This is a genomic window from Enterobacter chuandaensis, from assembly GCF_039718975.1.
GTDB lineage: Bacteria > Pseudomonadota > Gammaproteobacteria > Enterobacterales > Enterobacteriaceae > Enterobacter > Enterobacter chuandaensis.
In genome coordinates this window covers 136,972-158,513 of the sequence record NZ_CP097174.1, presented here as the reverse complement: position 1 = coordinate 158,513, position 21,542 = coordinate 136,972, and the positions used below count along the sequence as shown (strand labels likewise).

The following is a 21,542-nucleotide window of genomic DNA, read 5'->3' as shown; positions in this document are numbered from 1 at the left end:
AACGTATGTCTGAACCACAAAACGGGCGCGGTGCGCTCTTCGCCGGCGGGCTGGCCGCCATTCTTGCATCGACCTGCTGCCTGGGGCCGCTAGTACTGGTCGCCCTGGGCTTCTCCGGTGCTTGGATCGGCAACCTGACGGTGCTGGAACCCTATCGACCGTTGTTCATCGGCGCGGCGCTAGTGGCGCTGTTCTTCGCCTGGAAGCGGATTTACCGGCCCGTGCAGGCATGCAAGCCAGGTGAGGTCTGCGCGATTCCGCAGGTGCGCGCCACCTACAAGCTGATTTTCTGGATCGTGGCCGTGCTGGTCCTGGTCGCGCTTGGATTTCCCTATGTCGTTCCATTTTTCTATTAACCAGGAGTTCATCATGAAGAAACTGTTTGCCTCCCTTGCCCTCGCCGCCGCTGTTGCCCCGGTGTGGGCCGCTACCCAGACCGTCACGCTAGCGGTTCCCGGCATGACTTGCGCCGCCTGCCCGATCACAGTCAAGAAAGCGCTCTCCAAGGTCGAAGGCGTGAGCAAGGTCGATGTGGGCTTCGAGAAGCGCGAGGCCGTCGTCACTTTTGACGACACCAAGGCCAGCGTACAGAAGCTGACCAAGGCCACCGCAGACGCCGGCTATCCGTCCAGCGTCAAGCAGTGAGCCAGCAAGCCAACGACAACAGCGAGAGCCGCTTCATGGGACTGATGACACGCATTGCCGATAAAACCGGCGCGCTCGGCAGCGTCGTTTCCGCGATGGGCTGCGCCGCCTGCTTTCCAGCCCTCGCCAGCTTCGGCGCGGCCATCGGGCTGGGCTTCTTGAGCCAGTACGAGGGACTGTTCATCAGCCGCCTGCTGCCGCTGTTTGCCGCGCTGGCCTTCCTGGCGAACGCGCTGGGTTGGTTCAGTCATCGGCAATGGCTGCGCAGTCTGCTCGGCATGATCGGCCCGGCCATCGTGTTTGCGGCCACGGTCTGGCTGCTCGGCAACTGGTGGACGGCGAACCTGATGTACGTCGGCCTGGCCTTGATGATTGGGGTGTCGATCTGGGACTTCGTGTCGCCGGCGCATCGCCGTTGCGGACTGGACGGCTGCGAACTCCCCGCCAAGCGCTTGTGAAAGACGGCTGACCGTGCGACACGGCGGCCCACACGAATAAGGAACGATGGTATGAGCACTCTCAAAATCACCGGCATGACTTGCGACTCGTGCGCAGTGCATGTCAAGGACGCCCTGGAGAAAGTGCCCGGCGTGCAATCAGCGGATGTCTCCTACGCCAAGGGCAGCGCCAAGCTCGCCATTGAGGTCGGCACGTCACCCGACGCGCTGACGGCCGCTGTAGCTGGACTCGGTTATCGGGCCACGCTGGCCGATGCCCCCTCAGTTTCGACGCCGGGCGGATTGCTCGACAAGATGCGCGATCTGCTGGGCAGAAACGACAAGACGGGTAGCAGCGGCGCATTGCATATCGCCGTCATCGGCAGCGGCGGGGCCGCGATGGCAGCGGCGCTGAAGGCCGTCGAGCAAGGCGCACGTGTCACGCTGATCGAGCGCGGCACCATCGGCGGCACCTGCGTCAATGTCGGTTGTGTGCCGTCCAAGATCATGATCCGCGCCGCCCATATCGCCCATCTGCGCCGGGAAAGCCCGTTCGATGGCGGCATCGCCGCTACCACGCCGACCATCCAGCGCACGGCGCTGCTGGCCCAGCAGCAGGCCCGCGTCGATGAACTGCGCCACGCCAAGTACGAAGGCATCTTGGAGGGCAATCCGGCGATCACTGTGCTGCACGGCTCCGCCCGCTTTAAGGACAATCGCAACCTGATCGTGCAACTCAACGACGGCGGCGAGCGCGTGGTGGCATTCGACCGCTGCCTGATCGCCACCGGCGCGAGCCCGGCCGTGCCGCCGATTCCCGGCCTGAAAGACACTCCGTACTGGACTTCCACTGAAGCGCTGGTCAGCGAGACGATTCCTAAGCGCCTGGCCGTGATTGGCTCATCAGTGGTGGCGCTGGAGCTGGCGCAGGCGTTCGCCCGACTCGGAGCGAAGGTGACGATCCTGGCTCGCAGCACGCTGTTCTTCCGCGAAGACCCAGCTATAGGCGAAGCCGTCACGGCCGCATTCCGCATGGAGGGCATCGAGGTGAGGGAACACACCCAGGCCAGCCAGGTCGCGTATATCAATGGTGAAGGGGACGGCGAATTCGTGCTCACCACGGCGCACGGCGAACTGCGCGCCGACAAGCTGCTGGTCGCCACCGGCCGCGCGCCCAACACACGCAAGCTGGCACTGGATGCGACGGGCGTCACGCTCACCCCGCAAGGCGCTATCGTCATCGACCCCGGCATGCGTACAAGCGTGGAACACATCTACGCCGCAGGCGACTGCACCGACCAGCCGCAGTTCGTCTATGTGGCGGCAGCGGCCGGCACTCGCGCCGCGATCAACATGACCGGCGGTGACGCGGCCCTGAACCTGACCGCGATGCCGGCCGTGGTGTTCACCGACCCGCAAGTGGCGACCGTAGGCTACAGCGAGGCGGAAGCGCACCATGACGGCATCAAAACTGATAGTCGCACGCTAACGCTGGACAACGTGCCGCGCGCGCTCGCCAACTTCGACACGCGCGGCTTCATCAAACTGGTGGTTGAAGAAGGCAGCGGACGACTGATCGGCGTGCAGGCAGTGGCCCCGGAAGCGGGCGAACTGATCCAGACGGCCGCACTGGCGATTCGCAACCGGATGACGGTGCAGGAACTGGCCGACCAGTTGTTCCCCTACCTGACGATGGTCGAAGGGTTGAAGCTCGCGGCGCAGACCTTCAACAAGGATGTGAAGCAGCTTTCCTGCTGCGCCGGGTGAGGACAAGGAGGTGTGCGATGAGCGCCTACACGGTATCGCAACTGGCCCATAACGCTGGGGTGAGCGTACATATCGTGCGCGACTACCTGGTGCGCGGCTTGTTACGGCCGGTGGCCTGCACCACGGGCGGCTACGGCGTGTTCGACGATGCGGCCTTGCAACGGCTGTGCTTCGTGCGCGCGGCCTTCGAGGCGGGTATCGGCCTGGATGCCCTGGCGCGGCTGTGCCGTGCGCTCGACGCAGCGGACGGCGCACAAGCCGCAGCGCAGCTTGCCGTGCTGCGCCAGTTGGTCGAGCGGCGGCGCGCGGCGTTGGCCCATCTGGACGCGCAACTGGCCTCCATGCCAGCCGAGCGGGCGCACGAGGAGGCATTGCCGTGAACGCCCCTGACAAACTGCCGCCCGAGACGCGCCAACCCGTTTCCGGCTACCTGTGGGGTGCGCTGGCCGTGTTGACCTGCCCCTGCCATCTGCCGATTCTCGCCGCCGTGCTGGCCGGGACGACCGCCGGTGCCTTCCTTGGCGAGCATTGGGGTGTTGCCGCGCTCGCGCTGACCGGCTTGTTCGTTCTGGCCGTAACGCGGCTGCTGCGCGCCTTCCGGGGCGGATCATGACGAGTTCGCAGCCCGCCGGATGGACGGCGGCCGAGTTGGCGCAGGCGGCGGCGCGCGGACAGCTTGACCTGCATTACCAGCCGCTGGTCGATCTGCGCGATCACCGGATCGCTGGCGCGGAAGCGTTGATGCGCTGGCGGCATCCGAGGCTTGGCCTGTTGCCGCCCGGCCAGTTCCTGCCGCTGGCCGAGTCGTTCGGCCTGATGCCGGAAATAGGCGCGTGGGTGCTGGGCGAGGCCTGTCGCCAGATGCACAAGTGGCAAGGACCGGCATGGCAACCGTTCCGTCTTGCCATCAATGTGTCCGCCAGCCAGGTTGGGCCAACGTTCGACGACGAGGTAAAGCGGGTGCTGGCCGATATGGCCCTGCCCGCCGAGCTTCTGGAGATCGAACTGACCGAATCGGTCGCATTCGGCAATCCAGCCCTGTTCGCCAGTTTCGACGCCTTGCGCGCCATCGGCGTGCGCTTCGCCGCCGACGACTTCGGCACCGGCTATTCCTGCCTGCAACATCTGAAATGCTGCCCCATCACCACATTGAAAATCGACCAATCCTTTGTCGCCAGGCTCCCGGATGATGCCCGTGACCAAACTATCGTGCGGGCGGTGATCCAGCTCGCGCACGGGCTGGGCATGGATGTCATTTTCAGAAGACGACTGCACCAGTTGATTGGGCGTAATGGCTGTTGTGCAGCCAGCTCCTGACAGTTCAATATCAGAAGTGATCTGCACCAATCTCGACTATGCTCAATACTCGTGTGCACCAAAGCGAGGTGAGCATGGCGACGGACACCCCACGGATTCCAGAACAAGGCGTGGCCACTCTGCCTGATGAGGCTTGGGAGCGTGCGCGCCGTCGTGCGGAGATCATCAGTCCGTTGGCGCAGTCGGAGACGGTCGGGCACGAAGCGGCCGATATGGCGGCTCAGGCGCTGGGCTTGTCTCGGCGCCAGGTATACGTTCTGATCCGGCGTGCCCGGCAAGGCAGCGGCCTCGTGACGGATCTGGTGCCCGGCCAGTCCGGTGGAGGTAAAGGTAAGGGGCGCTTGCCGGAACCGGTCGAGCGCGTCATCCACGAGCTACTGCAAAAGCGGTTCCTGACCAAGCAGAAGCGCAGCCTAGCGGCCTTTCACCGCGAAGTCACTCAGGTGTGCAAGGCTCAAAAACTGCGAGTGCCGGCGCGCAATACCGTGGCCTTACGGATCGCTAGCCTTGACCCGCGCAAGGTCATCCGCCGGCGGGAAGGCCAGGATGCCGCTCGTGACCTACAAGGTGTGGGCGGCGAGCCTCCTGCCGTGACCGCGCCGCTGGAGCAGGTGCAGATAGACCATACGGTCATCGACCTGATCGTGGTCGATGACCGCGACCGGCAACCTATTGGCCGCCCGTACCTGACCCTCGCCATCGACGTGTTCACCCGCTGCGTGCTCGGCATGGTCGTCACGCTGGAAGCGCCGTCTGCCGTTTCGGTTGGCCTGTGCCTCGTGCATGTCGCCTGCGACAAGCGCCCTTGGCTGGAAGGACTGAACGTGGAAATGGATTGGCAGATGAGCGGCAAGCCCTTGCTGCTCTACCTAGACAACGCGGCCGAGTTCAAGAGCGAGGCCCTGCGCCGGGGTTGCGAGCAGCATGGCATCCGGCTGGACTATCGCCCGCTGGGACAGCCGCACTATGGCGGCATCGTGGAACGGATCATCGGCACGGCGATGCAGATGATTCACGACGAACTGCCGGGAACGACCTTCTCCAACCCTGACCAGCGCGGCGACTACGATTCCGAAAACAAGGCCGCCCTGACGCTGCGCGAGCTAGAGCGCTGGCTCACATTGGCGGTCGGCACCTACCACGGTTCGGTGCACAACGGCCTGCTCCAACCGCCGGCCGCGCGCTGGGCCGAGGCCGTGGCGCGTGTCGGCGTACCGGCCGTCGTCACACGCGCTACTTCGTTCCTGGTCGATTTTCTGCCGATCCTCCGGCGCACGCTGACCCGCACCGGCTTTGTCATCGACCACATCCACTACTACGCCGATGGGCACTGTTGCAAATAGTCGGTGGTGATAAACTTATCATCCCCTTTTGCTGATGGAGCTGCACATGAACCCATTCAAAGGCCGGCATTTTCAGCGTGACATCATTCTGTGGGCCGTACGCTGGTACTGCAAATACGGCATCAGTTACCGTGAGCTGCAGGAGATGCTGGCTGAACGCGGAGTGAATGTCGATCACTCCACGATTTACCGCTGGGTTCAGCGTTATGCGCCTGAAATGGAAAAACGGCTGCGCTGGTACTGGCGTAACCCTTCCGATCTTTGCCCGTGGCACATGGATGAAACCTACGTGAAGGTCAATGGCCGCTGGGCGTATCTGTACCGGGCCGTCGACAGCCGGGGCCGCACTGTCGATTTTTATATCTCCTCCCGTCGTAACAGCAAAGCTGCATACCGGTTTCTGGGTAAAATCCTCAACAACGTGAAGAAGTGGCAGATCCCGCGATTCATCAACACGGATAAAGCGCCCGCCTATGGTCGCGCGCTTGCTCTGCTCAAACGCGAAGGCCGGTGCCCGTCTGACGTTGAACACCGACAGATTAAGTACCGGAACAACGTGATTGAATGCGATCATGGCAAACTGAAACGGATAATCGGCGCCACGCTGGGATTTAAATCCATGAAGACGGCTTACGCCACCATCAAAGGTATTGAGGTGATGCGTGCACTACGCAAAGGCCAGGCCTCAGCATTTTATTATGGTGATCCCCTGGGCGAAATGCGCCTGGTAAGCAGAGTTTTTGAAATGTAAGGCCTTTGAATAAGACAAAAGGCTGCCTCATCGCTAACTTTGCAACAGTGCCGGATTGAATATAACCGACGTGACTGTTACATTTAGGTGGCTAAACCCGTCAAGCCCTCAGGAGTGAATCATGACCGTAGTCACGACCGCCGATACCTCCCAACTGTACGCACTTGCAGCCCGACATGGGCTCAAGCTCCATGGCCCGCTGACTGTCAATGAGCTTGGGCTCGACTATAGGATCGTGATCGCCACCGTCGACGATGGACGTCGGTGGGTGCTGCGCATCCCGCGCCGAGCCGAGGTAAGCGCGAAGGTCGAACCAGAGGCGCGGGTGCTGGCAATGCTCAAGAATCGCCTGCCGTTCGCGGTGCCGGACTGGCGCGTGGCCAACGCCGAGCTCGTTGCCTATCCCATGCTCGAAGACTCGACTGCGATGGTCATCCAGCCTGGTTCGTCCACGCCCGACTGGGTCGTGCCGCAGGACTCGGAGGTCTTCGCGGAGAGCTTCGCGACCGCGCTCGCCGCCCTGCATGCCGTCCCCATTTCCGCCGCCGTGGATGCGGGGATGCTCATCCGTACACCGACGCAGGCCCGTCAGAAGGTGGCCGACGACGTTGACCGCGTCCGACGCGAGTTCGTGGTGAACGACAAGCGCCTCCACCGGTGGCAGCGCTGGCTCGACGACGATTCGTCGTGGCCAGATTTCTCCGTGGTGGTGCATGGCGATCTCTACGTGGGCCATGTGCTCATCGACAACACGGAGCGCGTCAGCGGGATGATCGACTGGAGCGAGGCCCGCGTTGATGACCCTGCCATCGACATGGCCGCGCACCTTATGGTCTTTGGTGAAGAGGGGCTCGCGAAGCTCCTCCTCACGTATGAAGCGGCCGGTGGCCGGGTGTGGCCGCGGCTCGCCCACCACATCGCGGAGCGCCTTGCGTTCGGGGCGGTCACCTACGCACTCTTCGCCCTCGACTCGGGTAACGAAGAGTACCTCGCTGCGGCGAAGGCGCAGCTCGCCGCAGCGGAATGAGCGAACGTCGATATAGCCCGCTCGCGACGCTGTTCGCGGCGACCTTTCTCTTCCGGATCGGCAACGCGGTGGCGGCCCTCGCGCTTCCATGGTTCGTCCTGTCTCATACAAAGAGCGCGGCCTGGGCGGGCGCCACGGCCGCTAGCAGCGTCATCGCGACCATCATCGGCGCGTGGGTTGGTGGTGGCCTCGTCGATCGGTTCGGGCGCGCGCCCGTCGCATTGATCTCGGGTGTGGTGGGCGGCGTGGCCATGGCGAGCATCCCACTGCTCGATGCCGTTGGCGCCCTCTCGAACACTGGGCTGATCGCTTGCGTGGTGCTCGGTGCCGCGTTCGACGCACCCGGTATGGCCGCGCAGGACAGTGAGCTGCCCAAACTCGGCCACGTCGCCGGGCTCTCCGTTGAGCGCGTCTCGTCACTGAAAGCGGTGATCGGGAACGTCGCGATTCTAGGTGGCCCGGCCCTTGGGGGGGCCGCAATCGGCCTGCTTGGCGCTGCGCCAACGCTCGGGCTGACGGCGTTCTGCTCCGTCCTTGCAGGTCTGCTCGGCGCGTGGGTGCTTCCCGCGCGTGCCGCTCGGACGATGACCACGACGGCGACTCTCTCCATGCGCGCCGGCGTCGCTTTTCTCTGGAGCGAACCCCTGCTGCGCCCTCTCTTTGGTATAGTGATGATCTTCGTGGGCATCGTTGGCGCCAACGGCAGCGTCATCATGCCTGCGCTGTTTGTAGATGCAGGACGCCAAGTAGCAGAGCTCGGGCTGTTCTCCTCAATGATGGGGGCTGGTGGTCTCCTTGGCATTGCCATTCATGCGTCGGTCGGCGCCCGGATATCAGCGCAGAACTGGCTGGCGGTGGCATTTTGTGGCTCTGCGGTGGGCTCGCTTCTGCTTTCACAGTTGCCAGGCGTGCCGGTGCTGATGTTGTTGGGCGCGCTCGTGGGACTGCTGACCGGCTCAGTCTCTCCCATTCTCAACGCTGCCATCTACAACCGCACGCCGCCAGAACTTCTCGGCCGGGTACTCGGCACGGTCTCGGCGGTGATGCTGTCAGCCTCGCCCATGGTTATGCTTGCGGCCGGCGCGTTTGTCGACCTTGCTGGTCCGCTCCCTGGCCTCGTTGTATCGGCCGTGTTTGCGGGGCTCGTGGCTCTACTCTCGCTCCGTCTTCAATTTGCTACAATGGCGGCGGCAGCCACAGCCTCCGCCCCAACCCATACAGAAGGTGAACACTGATGCCCCGCCCCAAGCTCAAGTCCGATGACGAGGTACTCGAGGCCGCCACCGTAGTGCTGAAGCGTTGCGGTCCCATAGAGTTCACGCTCAGCGGAGTAGCAAAGGAGGTGGGGCTCTCCCGCGCAGCGTTAATCCAGCGCTTCACCAACCGCGATACGCTGCTGGTGAGGATGATGGAGCGCGGCGTCGAGCAGGTGCGGCATTACCTGAATGCGATACCGATAGGCGCAGGGCCGCAAGGGCTCTGGGAATTTTTGCAGGTGCTCGTTCGGAGCATGAACACTCGCAACGACTTCTCGGTGAACTATCTCATCTCCTGGTACGAGCTCCAGGTGCCGGAGCTACGCACGCTTGCGATCCAGCGGAACCGCGCGGTGGTGGAGGGGATCCGCAAGCGACTGCCCCCAGGTGCTCCTGCGGCAGCTGAGTTGCTCCTGCACTCGGTCATCGCTGGCGCGACGATGCAGTGGGCCGTCGATCCGGATGGTGAGCTAGCTGATCATGTGCTGGCTCAGATCGCTGCCATCCTGTGTTTAATGTTTCCCGAACACGACGATTTCCAACTCCTCCAGGCACATGCGTAAACGGAGGTGTGCAGAGTCCCTGCGGCAGGCGACGAACACGACCGTCGTCGATTAGTACCGGTACGGTCGGTGGTATCGAAGTCTTGATCACCACTCAGGTCTACGGCTTACAAATGGTGACCATCCCGATACTTGCGTCAGAGCACCGGGCCGATTCTTTGACAGTGAATCACTCCCGTAAGGTTGTGCCGGTGTGGGTGTCCCGGGTCGAGACGATACTCCGCCAATGCGCCCAGCAAACAACCTGGCCATCGCAGGTGGTGGGGAGCGGTGTGGCGGATGAGTTGGACAAGTTGGTGTAGCAGCACGAGCACGGCGAGATAACATCGCAGGAGTTCGACATGCTCAAGAGACAGCTGATTGCGAATCGCGATGCAGATTCATAACCCGATTGCGGGTTGGCTTCACTCCACCATCACCGAGCAGACTAGCACGGCGGGCTCTGTTGCAAAGATTGGCGGCAGTCAGAGGTAGGCTGTCGCTCTGCGCCGATCAGGCGGCTGCTGCGAAATGGTGGTTGAGCATGCCCATGGCCTCCGTCAGCGCCGAGGGCCCAATGCCAAAAGCTCTCTCCACAAGGCGCACCTCGCCCCTGATGCCGGGCTGCAGGCACCAGGGGCGAGCCTGTCCTTTGCGCAGGGCTCGCATGACTTCGAATCCCTTGATCGTGGCATAGGCCGTGGGGATCGATTTGAAACCGCGCACCGGCTTGATCAGTATCTTGAGCTTTCCGTGATCGGCCTCGATCACGTTATTGAGATACTTCACCTGCCGGTGGGCCGTCTCCCGGTCCAGCTTTCCTTCGCGCTTCAATTCGGTGATCGCTGCACCATAGCTCGGCGCTTTGTCGGTATTGAGCGTGGCAGGCTTTTCCCAGTGCTTCAGGCCTCGCAGGGCCTTGCCCAGGAACCGCTTCGCTGCCTTGGCGCTGCGGGTCGGCGACAGGTAGAAATCGATCGTGTCGCCCCGCTTGTCGACTGCCCGGTACAGGTAGGTCCACTTGCCCCGCACCTTGACGTAGGTTTCATCCAGGCGCCAGCTCGGATCAAAGCCACGCCGCCAGAACCAGCGCAGCCGCTTCTCCATCTCCGGGGCGTAGCACTGGACCCAGCGATAGATCGTCGTATGGTCGACCGAAATGCCGCGTTCCGCCAGCATTTCCTCAAGGTCGCGATAGCTGATCGGATAGCGACAATACCAGCGCACCGCCCACAGGATCACATCACCCTGGAAATGGCGCCACTTGAAATCCGTCATCGTTCCGTCCGTCCAATCTCCGCCAAGCATGCTCAAGCTTCACGATTTTTGCAACAGAGCCCACACGAGTATTGAGCATAGTCGAGATTGGTGCAGATCACTTCTGATATTGAACTGTCAGGAGCTGGCTGCACAACAGCCATTACGCCCAATCAACTGGTGCAGTCGTCTTCTGAAAATGACAATCCAGTTAGGGTATAGCTCAACCTGACATAGAAGCAAAAACTCAACCACCTTCTACCAACTCTCCGAACAGCTCCTTGACCTTTGTTTTCGCATCAGCAAGTGCAGTTCTGCCTTGTTCAGTGATGTCATAAACACGCCGTTCACGTCGCCCGGTGCGTTCGTGGCGTGAGGTCAGATAGCCTTTTTTTTCCAGGCCGTGCAGCATCGGGTACACGGTGCCAGCGCTCATCTCGTAGCCGTGTCGGCGTAGCTCTTCGATGATCCCCAGCCCAAAGACAGGTTCCTCGGCTGCATGGTGAAGGATGTGCAGGCGGATCAAACCGCCGTAGAGGTCTTTGTCAGTCATTTTTTGTGCCTCACAGAGCGACGCTCAACAGCCACCCAGCTGCACCGCTACCGAGGACAACCAGCCACGGCGGGAGCTTCCAGAACATAAGTGCGACAAGGGCAACTAATGCCAAGCCGAAGTCTTGCGGCTGAAAGATGGCGCTAGTCCATACAGGCTGATACAGCGCGGCCAGCAGCAAGCCGACTACAGCGGCATTGATCCCGGCCAGCGCAGCTTGGATGCCTGTATTGCGGCGCAAACGCTCCCAAAATGGCATTGATCCGACGACCAGCAAGAACGAGGGCGCGAAGATAGCCAGCAGACACACAATGCCGCCGATCCAGCCCGACGGGGCGGTGTTCATCGAGGCACCAAGAAACGCGGCGAACGTGAACAAAGGGCCGGGCACCGCTTGAGCTGCCCCGTACCCCGCGAGAAAGGATTCATTGTTGACCCAGCCGGAGGGCACCACTTCGGCTTGCAGTAATGGCAGCACAACGTGACCACCGCCGAACACCAGTGATCCGACACGATAGAAGGAATCCACCATTGCCATGGTTTGACTTGGCATCAGTTCGGCCAACACCGGCAGGCCAATCAGCAAGACAAAGAACAGCGAGAGCCAAAGCACGCCGGCCCGGTGACTGACCGTGATAGGTAGGGGGTCATGCTCAACAACTTTCGCTGGCTTGAACAATAACCGGCCTGCGATGCCTGCGATAGCAATCACGCCAACCTGTCCCCACGCGGACGGCACAAGTAAAACGACGCAGGTAGCAATTGCCATGATGGTGACTCGCAGCCCATCCGTGCATAGGTTACGCGCCATGCCCCATACTGCTTGAGCGACCACGGCCACAGCCACCACTTTTAAGCCATGCAACGCGCCCTGCGAGACGTAATCGCCATAGCTGGAGATGCCGAGCGCAAAAAGGATCAAGGCTATGGCAGACGGCAGCGTGAAGCCAGCCCAAGCAGCCAGCGCCCCGCTGTATCCAGCCCGAGACAGTCCTACCGCTATGCCGACCTGGCTGCTTGCAGGCCCTGGCAAGAACTGACAAAGCGCGACCAAGTCAGCATAGCTCCGTTCGGAGAGCCAGCGCCGCCGTGTGACAAATTCGGCGCGGAAGTAGCCCAAGTGCGCAATGGGGCCGCCAAAAGATGTCAATCCAAGCCGCAGAAAAATAAGAAAGACCGACCATGGTCTGCTGTCATCGGTAGGGTTATTCGTCATACTTTCGCCTTCATGATCTGCAACGAGTTGATCAATAATAAGCGAAATTCGATAACGAAATTCGATATAAATCTAGAAAAAAATACCTCTATGTGTACTACGCAGTTTTAGCTGTGGCTTTCACAGGAGCACGCTTACTTACGGCTTAGCGTGCTTTATTTAATGAGATGGTCACTCCCTCCTTCCCGGTACTATGCTGAGGACAGGCTTTCATTCGGAGAACTATCATGGAAAACATTGCGCTCATTGGTATCGATCTGGGTAAAAACTCTTTCCATATTCATTGCCAGGATCGTCGCGGGAAGGCTGTTTACCGTAAAAAATTTACCCGGCCAAAGTTGATCGAATTTTTGGCGACATGCCCCGCTACAACCATCGCAATGGAAGCCTGTGGCGGTTCTCACTTTATGGCACGCAAGTTGGAAGAGTTGGGGCATTCCCCAAAGCTGATATCACCACAATTTGTCCGCCCGTTCGTTAAAAGCAATAAAAACGACTTTGTCGACGCCGAAGCTATTTGTGAAGCTGCATCGCGTCCGTCTATGCGTTTTGTGCAGCCCAGAACGGAATCTCAGCAGGCAATGCGGGCTCTGCATCGTGTCCGTGAATCCCTGGTTCAGGATAAGGTAAAAACAACCAATCAAATGCATGCTTTTCTGCTGGAATTTGGCATTAGCGTTCCCCGAGGAGCTGCCGTTATTAGCCGACTGAGTACCATTCTTGAGGATAATAGTTTGCCTCTTTACCTCAGCCAGTTATTGCTGAAATTACAACAGCATTATCACTATCTTGTTGAGCAGATTAAAGATTTGGAATCCCAGTTGAAACGAAAGTTGGACGAAGATGAGGTTGGACAGCGCTTGCTGAGCATTCCCTGCGTCGGAACACTGACAGCGAGTACTATTTCAACTGAGATTGGCGACGGGAAGCAGTACGCCAGCAGCCGTGACTTTGCGGTGGCAACAGGGCTTGTACCTCGGCAGTACAGCACGGGAGGTAGGACGACATTGCTGGGAATTAGTAAGCGAGGTAATAAAAAGATCCGAACTTTGTTGGTTCAATGTGCCAGGGTATTCATACAAAAACTGGAACACCAGTCTGGCAAATTGGCCGATTGGGTCAGGGATTTACTGTGCCGGAAAAGCAACTTTGTCGTCACTTGTGCTCTGGCAAACAAGCTGGCCAGAATAGCCTGGGCCCTAACGGCACGACAGCAAACTTATGTAGCATAACGGCAGAAATACACCGGTTTAAAGAATTACTGATCTGGTTTTGCGAATACTGATATTGATGATACTAACGGCCCACCGGCCTGTTGAGGAACCTGTAAAACGGAAAGGCTCATTGAAGCCGTATATTTTCTGGAGGTTCATCAGGCGCGGAACTCATCAAGGCGCGGGAATAAAATCCCATTCAGACGCCGGATAGATTCAAGCAAGCCAACTTGTCGTCAAAATCGGTGTTGCAAAAACGGGAGTGACCATAGATTCCGTTTTCTGAGGTGCCCCCTAATAGTGTTCTTCCATTTCGGTAAAAATCCCTACCATGGATTCCCACTCGTCCGGGGGGTAATGACTCCAACTTATTGATAGTGTTTTATGTTCAGATAAGGGGTCTGACGCTCAGTGGAACGAAAACTCACGTTAAGGGATTTTGGTCATAAGATTATCAAAAAGGATCTTCACCTAGATCCTTTTAAATTAAAAATGAAGTTTTAAATCAATCTAAAGTATATATGAGTAAACTTGGTCTGACAGTTACCAATGCTTAATCAGTGAGGCACCTATCTCAGCGATCTGTCTATTTCGTTCATCCATAGTTGCCTGACTCCCCGTCGTGTAGATAACTACGATACGGGAGGGCTTACCATCTGGCCCCAGTGCTGCAATGATACCGCGAGACCCACGCTCACCGGCTCCAGATTTATCAGCAATAAACCAGCCAGCCGGAAGGGCCGAGCGCAGAAGTGGTCCTGCAACTTTATCCGCCTCCATCCAGTCTATTAATTGTTGCCGGGAAGCTAGAGTAAGTAGTTCGCCAGTTAATAGTTTGCGCAACGTTGTTGCCATTGCTGCAGGCATCGTGGTGTCACGCTCGTCGTTTGGTATGGCTTCATTCAGCTCCGGTTCCCAACGATCAAGGCGAGTTACATGATCCCCCATGTTGTGCAAAAAAGCGGTTAGCTCCTTCGGTCCTCCGATCGTTGTCAGAAGTAAGTTGGCAGCAGTGTTATCACTCATGGTTATGGCAGCACTGCATAATTCTCTTACTGTCATGCCATCCGTAAGATGCTTTTCTGTGACTGGTGAGTACTCAACCAAGTCATTCTGAGAATAGTGTATGCGGCGACCGAGTTGCTCTTGCCCGGCGTCAACACGGGATAATACCGCACCACATAGCAGAACTTTAAAAGTGCTCATCATTGGAAAACGTTCTTCGGGGCGAAAACTCTCAAGGATCTTACCGCTGTTGAGATCCAGTTCGATGTAACCCACTCGTGCACCCAACTGATCTTCAGCATCTTTTACTTTCACCAGCGTTTCTGGGTGAGCAAAAACAGGAAGGCAAAATGCCGCAAAAAAGGGAATAAGGGCGACACGAAAATGTTGAATACTCATACTCTTCCTTTTTCAATATTATTGAAGCATTTACCAGGGTTATTGTCTCATGAGCGGATACATATTTGAATGTATTTAGAAAAATAAACAAATAGGGGTTCCGCGCACATTTCCCCGAAAAGTGCCACCTGACGTCTAAGAAACCATTATTATCATGACATTAACCTATAAAAATAGGCGTATCACGAGGCCTGTGGGAGGAAAATAAAGTGTCATCCTAACTACAGGACCCTGCAACGTAGCAATTCCTGCAAAAATCCATTTAAAACAATGACTTATTTCAATTCTGCCATCTGCAAGCGTTTTGTGGGGATGGAGGCCGGAATCATTAAAGTATCATCCTAATTTTCGCTCAACCTTGGAAAATGCTGAGAATCGTAAAAATAAAGTTTCATCCTTTCCGCTACTAGTTCAAGGCTTTCTTCCGGCCGCCGGCAACAACGCTGCTTGGCTGAGGCGATCCACTTGCGCTACCGCTCACTGATCAGATCGAACTTGAACTCGACGAGCAGCCAACCATCAGGCCGAGCGTGATCGCCAAAAAAAACGGATCATGCGAAATCCTTCGTTGAGTTTGGCGCGGGTTTTAGCAAATCAGCTGGCCCGCGATCCGGTTGAGAGTGATCCGAAGCGGTCCTTGACGACCGGCACAAATCGGCCGATTCTGTTGAAAAAGTAGCTTTAGCGGCAGCCTGCCGATCAGGTGTGCCTGCTGTCGAAGTGGCTGCAAGCCACTTCAAGTTGCCTTCCGGCGTTTCACTGAGCGTCCTTGCTCAGGTTTAAGGGTTAATTTGAGGGTTTCTGCTCGTAGCAGGCATACCTATCCCGTCAGCGGTGGCCCTTGAGGCAAAAGCTTGGCCATGCGGCGCAGGTTCTGCACCATCGCAGCCAAGGTGAATTCGTCAGTGGCACCCGTTAGGCCACGCAGTCGTAAACGGTCGAGTTTCATGATCCGTTTGAGGTGGGCGAAAAGCATCTCCACCTTCTTTCGTTCGCAGCGAGAGACGAGGTACTCCGGTGTCTTGGCGATGCGTCGAGCCACGTCGCGGGCAGCCTCATGGATGCTGCGGACGATCTTCCGATTCGGCGTGTTGGGGCAGCATTTCGCTTTCAACGGGCAGGTGGCGCAGTCGGTTTGGCTGGAGCGGTAAATGACGGTTTTGGCCTTAGTTACCCGCGACCTTTGCTGGGTGAAGGCGCGCCATTCACTGCGTAGCGGTTTGCCGGCTGGGCAGCGATATTCATTGGCGTCCTGACTCCAGTGAAAGTCGTTACTGGAGAGGCTGTCGTCCTTGCGCTCGGTCTTGTCCCACACCGGCACATGCGGTTCGATGTCCTTTTCTTCGACCATCCAGGCCAGCATCGGGGCGGTGCCATAAGCGGTATCGCCGATAAGGCGTTCCGGTGTGAGATCGAACTGCGCCTCGACACGCTCGACCATCGTCCTAGTCGAATCGACTTCGGCGGTACGGTGCGCCGGGGTAGCTTCCACGTCCATGATCACACCGTGCTCAGTGTCGATCAGGTAATTCGTGGAGTAGGCAAAAAAGGCCGGGCCACCTGGCGCTGCTGTCCAACGGGACTGAGGATCAGTGAGCGAAATTTTCTTGGGAAGAGCCTCAGCCAGCGCCTCTTCATCAAGGGCTTCGAGGTACTCGCGCACTGCGCGGCTGCTGAGCTTTGGATCGTTCCAATCGACCTCATCTCCCGCCACCCCACGTTGCCGGCTGGCATCCGCCTTAATGATGCTGGCGTCGACGGCGAAACCTTCACCCTTGACTAGGCCGGCTGCCATGCAGCGCCGCAGCACCTCATTGAATAACCAGCGGAATAGATCGCTGTCACGAAAACGCCCATGGCGATTCTTCGAGAAGGTCGAGTGATTGGGGACTTCGTCTTCCAGACCCAACCGGCAGAACCAGCGATAGGCCAGGTTCAGGTGCACCTCTTCGCACAATCGCCGCTCGGAACGAATGCCATAGCAGTAGCCGACGACCAGCATGCGCACCATCAACTCCGGGTCAATCGAGGGACGCCCGATGGGGCTATAGAAATCTGCCAGGTAGGCACGTAGATCACTGAGATCCAAGCACTGGTCGATGCTGCGCAGGAGATGTTGGGCCGGGACGTGATCTTCCAGATTGAACGAGTAGAACAGGCGCTGCTGTCCTCCCGGTAACTGTCCCATCATGCTGTTCGCCCCCACGCTCGCTGACAAAGCAATTTTGCCAACGGCATGGGGAGGCCGCTACTTTTTCAACAGAATCGGCCGCACACAGCCATTCGGCTCAACAGAACCCTGCCTTTACCCCACCAAACTCCGGAAACTCGCCCGGTAGTCCGTCGGCTTGAGATGCACATGTTGGCTGAGGTCGCCGGGTAGCGTGAACAGGCGCGGACCGTCCCGAAACTGGAACACGCGATACAGATGGAATTGATCGCCCGCCTCCTTGGAGAATTCGAGTTCGTTGTGGCTGACCAAGAAAGACGAGCCTACCCCGCCATTGGTGGTTTTCACCTCGATGAAGCGCTCATGGGCGTCCTCTTCGAACGACAGGATGTCGAACCCCGCACCGTCTCCCTGGGTGTCGGACACCCAATCCAGCCGCTGAAAAAGCTCTGGGTGGCCGAGCTCGGTCAGGCGTTGCTGTTCGTAGCCAATCACCCACTGCTCCCCTGCCCGGCCCAGCTTGCGGTTGGCTTCATCGCGAGCGGCATAATCGAACTTTCGCGGTAGGCGTTGCCGTAGAGATGCCGGGGTACGCACAAGCACTTCACGGGCGGGTGGTTCTACCAAAGCCGCTCGGTAGGTTTTGTCACCCGGAAGTTTTACCTCCTCCAGGGCATCGACAAGAGCGCCGACCGTCTGCTGATGTTCCAGAACGTAGGCGTGTACGGATTTACGCAGCAGCAGTTGGCTGTTGCCGCGTGGCTTGTAGCCGTTGATATAGGGCAGGCCCAGGGCATCGAGTACGGCGCTAATGTTCTGGTGCTTGAGCTCGACTGAAGACTTGCTGCGACCGTTCAGCAGTTGGCGCAGTGCCTGGTTGTGCTCGGACTTGTGGTACGGCTCCCCAGCCGCCTCGGCACGCAGCATGTCGAAATAGTCTTCGACCGTGGCCAGGACCTCTTCTTCGGACCAGTCTTCGCCGATGCGAATGATGCGAAACCCGAGCCGCGTCAGCGCCGGAACGACGGTCGTCTCGCCACCGGAGAAGCTGTCAGCAGTGAGCGGGCCCTGCTCGGGAAATTGCTTGCCGAAGGCCACACCGGCGATGGCCTTGGAATCGCAATCGGTGCCGGTCTTCGGATCACGTACCAGGAAGTCGCGGGACTTGCCGTAGCCGTGGCGCGCCAGGAATTTCGTGCGGCCCAGTTGCACGAACTCATCGATGGCAGCCTGCACGGCGGCGGGGCTTCGAAGCTGGGAGAGTTGAGACACAGGGTCCTTCCTTACTGTCATGGTGTGCCGGGAACCGCCGAGCCACGAGATTATGAGTAGCCCCTGAACAGAAACGTCACGATAAAAGCCGTGAACGCCACCAGGCCCATTAAATCCCTTGCGTATTTGCAGCCCGTGCTGTCCAAACCTGTACCAGGTCCGATCAACACGCTCCAACCATTGAGGTACGAAAACACCGCCTGACCGAACAAAAAATGCGTGATAGCCGCCGCAGCCATGACGCCGGAATCGTCAGACAGGCTGTAGCTGTTGACCATTGCCCTGTACGCCTGCATCTGAAATGGCTATTGCCCTGATGGGAGCCGGCTTTTCAGCCACCGACACCAGCGATGCCGTCAATATTCTTTACCCGATAACCATGACCGTACAAGCTAACAAGGCCTGGCAAGCCAGCGGACTTAAAAAGTCTTTTTTTCTACCATCCCACAAAAAAGTTCGTGGTGGAGAAAAGATAAGCTATGCAAGGCTTTAGGAGACGTGGTTTTTCAGGATGACGAAGAACGATTCGGCGCTAGGTGCAACATAGGTGCATCGCACGAGCGCTAGGAACGGCGAAAAAAGGCGGACGTGGCGAAATCGGTAGACGCAGCAGACTTTAAAATTGGAGTGCCCGCGGGGAAATCCGCGGAGTAGAACCGCTCAAAGTCGGGGAACGCTAACGGGCAATACCCTAAGCCAATCCCGAGCCAAGCCCCTTCGGGGGAAGGTGTAGAGACTGGACGGGCGGCGCCTAAAGCCTTCGGGCAATGGCGAAGGGACAGTCCAGACCACGAACGTCATCAGACGGCGGCGAAAGTCGAGGTGGTACGAAAATCTGCTTCTCTGTGAGAGTACGGGTTCGAGTCCCGTCGTCCGCACCACAAAGCCAAACATCCCTGCGATGATCGACCTCTGGGCGTTTGGTCGTGAGCCCGCCACCCTCGCGCTACGCTTTGCGCAGGCGTCGAAGGCGATCAGGTGCGCCCATCGATTCCGTCGAGCACCATCGCTGCGAGTTCATCGCTGGTGTGTGCACCACTATCGAGAACACGGGTTGTGCATGGAAGCCGTTCCCTTGCGGCCAAGCATCGGGCGACATTCGCTAATCGCCACTCTCGAATCTCCGCATTTCGATTCGGGTCAGGATGCATGGTCTGGTTCGCGATCCGGTGACGCAATAGGTCCTCGTTGAGCGTCAGAAAGATGTGCAGCAGCTGATCGTCGATCCGCCTTACCCCGTCGAGTATCTCAGTCAGATAGTCCGGGTGCACGAGCGTCATTGGGATGATGATGTCCTGCGAGTAATTCCTTCGAATCTCCCTGACCGCCGCGATCGTAAGTCCCCTCCACAAGGGGAGATCCTGATAGTCTCCGCTCGCTGGCATGGGGACCGTTTCTTTCACCACGAACCCGATTTCCTCGGGGTCAAAGATCAGCGATTTGGAACGCCGATCGCGCAGCCGCTTAGCGAGCGTCGTCTTTCCGGCGCCGAAAGGTCCGTTGATCCAGATTATCATTGTCGACGGCCTCTAACCTGAAGGCTCGCAAGAGCGCTCGACGGCCTCGTGCGGAGGCACGATCGGAGTGGTTCCGAAATGCTTCTCAAGATAGGTGACGCCGAACGTCACGATGTCCTGCGCGTCGAACAGGTAGCACTGAGCAAAGCCCACGACACCTTCTCGATGGCGACCGAGCTTCACGTAAGCATTTGCTATAGTTTCAACCGCATCCGGCTTTCCTTCGATAGCAAAGCAATCGAGAATGCCGTTTGAATCGTAATCCGATGCCGTTTTCCAGGCGACTTCACCGTCTCTTCCAAGCATCGGCATCTCATACGTCACCCACCGTTTGTTGGGGATATCGGCAACCGCCTCGGCGTAGTGCAATGCGGTAACGGAGTTTAGCGGCGCACCCAACAGCAGGGCCTTCCCGCCAAGGCGAACGAACCGCTCGACGGGCGATCCTTCCCCCAAGGCGTGACCGAGTTCGTGAGGCTCCGTCAGCGTTTCAGCCAGCGGACCAACCGCGACCATCGATGCATCGGGGTGCGCGCTGCGCCGCGCGCCGGGGGCTTGAACCAGAAATTGATTCAGCAGGCCGAACCCACGGTAAGTCCCGGCTGTTGCGGGATCGAACGGCAGCCAGGTACGGCGGGCTTCGTCATCCAGCCGAGCGCCATTCAGAGTCTCCTCGTAGGGTGATCGGTCCCACGACGCGTATCCCATCACAGTGCCAGTCGGCCCAACCGCGGAGCGTAACGCGGCAACGACCGTCTCCGCTCCTCCTTCGACCGGACCAATCGCTTTAAGTGAGGCATGCACCATCAAGAGGTCACCGGTTTGGACTCCGAGTTTTTGAAGCGCCTCCGTTATTGCCTTCCGCGTATGCATCGCGATATCTCCTCTAAACTGCAAAACACTATACGGGGTCTGACGCTCAGTGGAACGAAAACTCACGTTAAGGGATTTTGGTCATGAGATTATCAAAAAGGATCTTCACCTAGATCCTTTTAAATTAAAAATGAAGTTTTAAATCAATCTAAAGTATATATGAGTAAACGGCACTGTTGCAAATAGTCGGTGGTGATAAACTTATCATCCCCTTTTGCTGATGGAGCTGCACATGAACCCATTCAAAGGCCGGCATTTTCAGCGTGACATCATTCTGTGGGCCGTACGCTGGTACTGCAAATACGGCATCAGTTACCGTGAGCTGCAGGAGATGCTGGCTGAACGCGGAGTGAATGTCGATCACTCCACGATTTACCGCTGGGTTCAGCGTTATGCGCCTGAAATGGAAAAACGGCTGCGCTGGTACTGGCGTAACCCTTCCGATCTTTGCCCGTGGCACATGGATGAAACCTACGTGAAGGTCAATGGCCGCTGGGCGTATCTGTACCGGGCCGTCGACAGCCGGGGCCGCACTGTCGATTTTTATATCTCCTCCCGTCGTAACAGCAAAGCTGCATACCGGTTTCTGGGTAAAATCCTCAACAACGTGAAGAAGTGGCAGATCCCGCGATTCATCAACACGGATAAAGCGCCCGCCTATGGTCGCGCGCTTGCTCTGCTCAAACGCGAAGGCCGGTGCCCGTCTGACGTTGAACACCGACAGATTAAGTACCGGAACAACGTGATTGAATGCGATCATGGCAAACTGAAACGGATAATCGGCGCCACGCTGGGATTTAAATCCATGAAGACGGCTTACGCCACCATCAAAGGTATTGAGGTGATGCGTGCACTACGCAAAGGCCAGGCCTCAGCATTTTATTATGGTGATCCCCTGGGCGAAATGCGCCTGGTAAGCAGAGTTTTTGAAATGTAAGGCCTTTGAATAAGACAAAAGGCTGCCTCATCGCTAACTTTGCA

At 58.2% G+C, this 21,542-nt stretch carries 23 protein-coding genes and 2 pseudogenes; 15 read left to right on the top strand and 10 right to left on the bottom strand.

What is annotated here, in order from left to right:
* The first annotated feature begins 5 nt into the window (after positions 1-5).
* The 12 genes and pseudogenes from MX657_RS23145 to mphR(A) all read left to right on the top strand — a co-directional run bounded on the left by MX657_RS23145 (position 6) and on the right by mphR(A) (position 9,106).
* Complete coding sequence (locus MX657_RS23145; protein WP_001294663.1) at positions 6-356, top strand: mercuric transport protein MerT; 351 nt, start codon at positions 6-8, stop codon at positions 354-356.
* Positions 357-369: 13 nt separating this feature from the next.
* Positions 370-645, top strand: coding sequence for a mercury resistance system periplasmic binding protein MerP (gene merP, locus MX657_RS23140; RefSeq protein WP_000732292.1), 276 nt, complete (start codon positions 370-372; stop codon positions 643-645).
* A 35-nt stretch (positions 646-680) separates the two neighbouring features.
* Positions 681-1,103 carry an organomercurial transporter MerC gene (gene merC / locus MX657_RS23135; protein ID WP_001447540.1) on the top strand — a complete coding sequence of 141 codons (423 nt, stop codon included), beginning with the start codon at positions 681-683 and terminating at the stop codon, positions 1,101-1,103.
* A 51-nt stretch (positions 1,104-1,154) separates the two neighbouring features.
* Positions 1,155-2,849, top strand: coding sequence for a mercury(II) reductase (gene merA, locus MX657_RS23130; RefSeq protein ID WP_000105636.1), 1,695 nt, complete (start codon positions 1,155-1,157; stop codon positions 2,847-2,849).
* A gap of 17 nt (positions 2,850-2,866) precedes the next feature.
* On the top strand, positions 2,867-3,229 hold the full coding sequence (merD, locus tag MX657_RS23125; RefSeq protein ID WP_001277456.1) for a mercury resistance co-regulator MerD: 363 nt from the start codon (positions 2,867-2,869) through the stop codon (positions 3,227-3,229).
* Positions 3,226-3,462: a broad-spectrum mercury transporter MerE gene (gene merE, locus MX657_RS23120; RefSeq protein ID WP_000993386.1), complete on the top strand. Its 237-nt coding sequence runs from the start codon at positions 3,226-3,228 to the stop codon at positions 3,460-3,462. The genes merD and merE overlap by 4 nt, the downstream gene beginning before the upstream one ends.
* 35 nt (positions 3,463-3,497) lie before the next feature.
* Positions 3,498-4,166, top strand: a complete 669-nt coding sequence (locus MX657_RS23115; protein WP_001300294.1) for an EAL domain-containing protein — start codon at positions 3,498-3,500, stop codon at positions 4,164-4,166.
* Positions 4,167-4,240: 74 nt separating this feature from the next.
* Positions 4,241-5,491 (top strand): annotated as a pseudogene (locus MX657_RS23110) (transposase); the annotation flags it as partial.
* Positions 5,492-5,555: 64 nt separating this feature from the next.
* On the top strand, positions 5,556-6,260 hold the full coding sequence (locus MX657_RS23105; RefSeq protein WP_001067834.1) for an IS6-like element IS26 family transposase: 705 nt from the start codon (positions 5,556-5,558) through the stop codon (positions 6,258-6,260).
* A 121-nt stretch (positions 6,261-6,381) separates the two neighbouring features.
* Complete coding sequence (locus MX657_RS23100; RefSeq protein ID WP_000219391.1) at positions 6,382-7,287, top strand: Mph(A) family macrolide 2'-phosphotransferase; 906 nt, start codon at positions 6,382-6,384, stop codon at positions 7,285-7,287.
* Positions 7,284-8,522, top strand: coding sequence for a macrolide resistance MFS transporter Mrx(A) (gene mrx(A), locus MX657_RS23095; protein ID WP_000004159.1), 1,239 nt, complete (start codon positions 7,284-7,286; stop codon positions 8,520-8,522). Before MX657_RS23100 ends, mrx(A) begins: the two co-directional genes overlap by 4 nt.
* Entirely contained in the window at positions 8,522-9,106 is a 585-nt protein-coding gene (gene mphR(A), locus MX657_RS23090) for a macrolide-binding transcriptional repressor MphR(A) (protein WP_001137892.1), read from the top strand. Before mrx(A) ends, mphR(A) begins: the two co-directional genes overlap by 1 nt.
* 492 nt (positions 9,107-9,598) lie before the next feature.
* On the opposite strand, the gene MX657_RS23085 is transcribed toward mphR(A), so the two are convergent.
* The 4 genes and pseudogenes from MX657_RS23085 to chrA all read right to left on the bottom strand — a co-directional run bounded on the left by MX657_RS23085 (position 9,599) and on the right by chrA (position 12,111).
* Complete coding sequence (locus MX657_RS23085) at positions 9,599-10,363, bottom strand: IS6-like element IS6100 family transposase (protein ID WP_001389365.1); 765 nt, start codon at positions 10,361-10,363, stop codon at positions 9,599-9,601.
* A 117-nt stretch (positions 10,364-10,480) separates the two neighbouring features.
* Positions 10,481-10,546, bottom strand: a pseudogene (locus MX657_RS23080) (EAL domain-containing protein); the annotation flags it as partial.
* Positions 10,547-10,589: 43 nt separating this feature from the next.
* Positions 10,590-10,895 carry a PadR family transcriptional regulator gene (locus MX657_RS23075; protein WP_000130000.1) on the bottom strand — a complete coding sequence of 102 codons (306 nt, stop codon included), beginning with the start codon at positions 10,893-10,895 and terminating at the stop codon, positions 10,590-10,592.
* A gap of 10 nt (positions 10,896-10,905) precedes the next feature.
* Positions 10,906-12,111, bottom strand: a complete 1,206-nt coding sequence (gene chrA, locus MX657_RS23070) for a chromate efflux transporter (protein ID WP_000184001.1) — start codon at positions 12,109-12,111, stop codon at positions 10,906-10,908.
* A gap of 227 nt (positions 12,112-12,338) precedes the next feature.
* Here chrA and MX657_RS23065 point away from each other — a divergent pair, with 227 nt between their 5' ends.
* Complete coding sequence (locus tag MX657_RS23065) at positions 12,339-13,343, top strand: IS110-like element IS4321 family transposase (protein ID WP_346808587.1); 1,005 nt, start codon at positions 12,339-12,341, stop codon at positions 13,341-13,343.
* Positions 13,344-13,868: 525 nt separating this feature from the next.
* Here the strand turns inward: MX657_RS23065 and MX657_RS23060 are convergent.
* The 4 genes from MX657_RS23060 to MX657_RS23045 all read right to left on the bottom strand — a co-directional run bounded on the left by MX657_RS23060 (position 13,869) and on the right by MX657_RS23045 (position 18,449).
* On the bottom strand, positions 13,869-14,729 hold the full coding sequence (locus MX657_RS23060; RefSeq protein ID WP_000027057.1) for a broad-spectrum class A beta-lactamase TEM-1: 861 nt from the start codon (positions 14,727-14,729) through the stop codon (positions 13,869-13,871).
* A gap of 820 nt (positions 14,730-15,549) precedes the next feature.
* Positions 15,550-16,920, bottom strand: coding sequence for an IS1182-like element ISCfr1 family transposase (locus MX657_RS23055; protein ID WP_000971921.1), 1,371 nt, complete (start codon positions 16,918-16,920; stop codon positions 15,550-15,552).
* A 114-nt stretch (positions 16,921-17,034) separates the two neighbouring features.
* Positions 17,035-18,171 (bottom strand): DUF3883 domain-containing protein, encoded by a 1,137-nt coding sequence (locus tag MX657_RS23050; protein WP_000080861.1) that lies wholly within the window; start codon positions 18,169-18,171, stop codon positions 17,035-17,037.
* 50 nt (positions 18,172-18,221) lie between these two features.
* The gene (locus MX657_RS23045; protein ID WP_000248278.1) at positions 18,222-18,449 is read right to left on the bottom strand and encodes a hypothetical protein; all 228 of its coding nucleotides are present in this window, start codon (positions 18,447-18,449) and stop codon (positions 18,222-18,224) included.
* Between the two features lie 23 nt (positions 18,450-18,472).
* Here MX657_RS23045 and MX657_RS23040 point away from each other — a divergent pair, with 23 nt between their 5' ends.
* Positions 18,473-18,664, top strand: coding sequence for a hypothetical protein (locus MX657_RS23040; RefSeq protein ID WP_000951934.1), 192 nt, complete (start codon positions 18,473-18,475; stop codon positions 18,662-18,664).
* A 481-nt stretch (positions 18,665-19,145) separates the two neighbouring features.
* Here MX657_RS23040 and MX657_RS23035 read toward each other — a convergent pair whose 3' ends face one another.
* Positions 19,146-19,688: an AAA family ATPase gene (locus MX657_RS23035; protein ID WP_000587837.1), complete on the bottom strand. Its 543-nt coding sequence runs from the start codon at positions 19,686-19,688 to the stop codon at positions 19,146-19,148.
* A 12-nt stretch (positions 19,689-19,700) separates the two neighbouring features.
* On the bottom strand, positions 19,701-20,561 hold the full coding sequence (gene aac(3)-IId / locus MX657_RS23030; protein WP_000557454.1) for an aminoglycoside N-acetyltransferase AAC(3)-IId: 861 nt from the start codon (positions 20,559-20,561) through the stop codon (positions 19,701-19,703).
* Positions 20,562-20,793: 232 nt separating this feature from the next.
* Here aac(3)-IId and MX657_RS23025 point away from each other — a divergent pair, with 232 nt between their 5' ends.
* Complete coding sequence (locus MX657_RS23025; protein WP_001067834.1) at positions 20,794-21,498, top strand: IS6-like element IS26 family transposase; 705 nt, start codon at positions 20,794-20,796, stop codon at positions 21,496-21,498.
* Positions 21,499-21,542 lie beyond the last annotated feature (44 nt).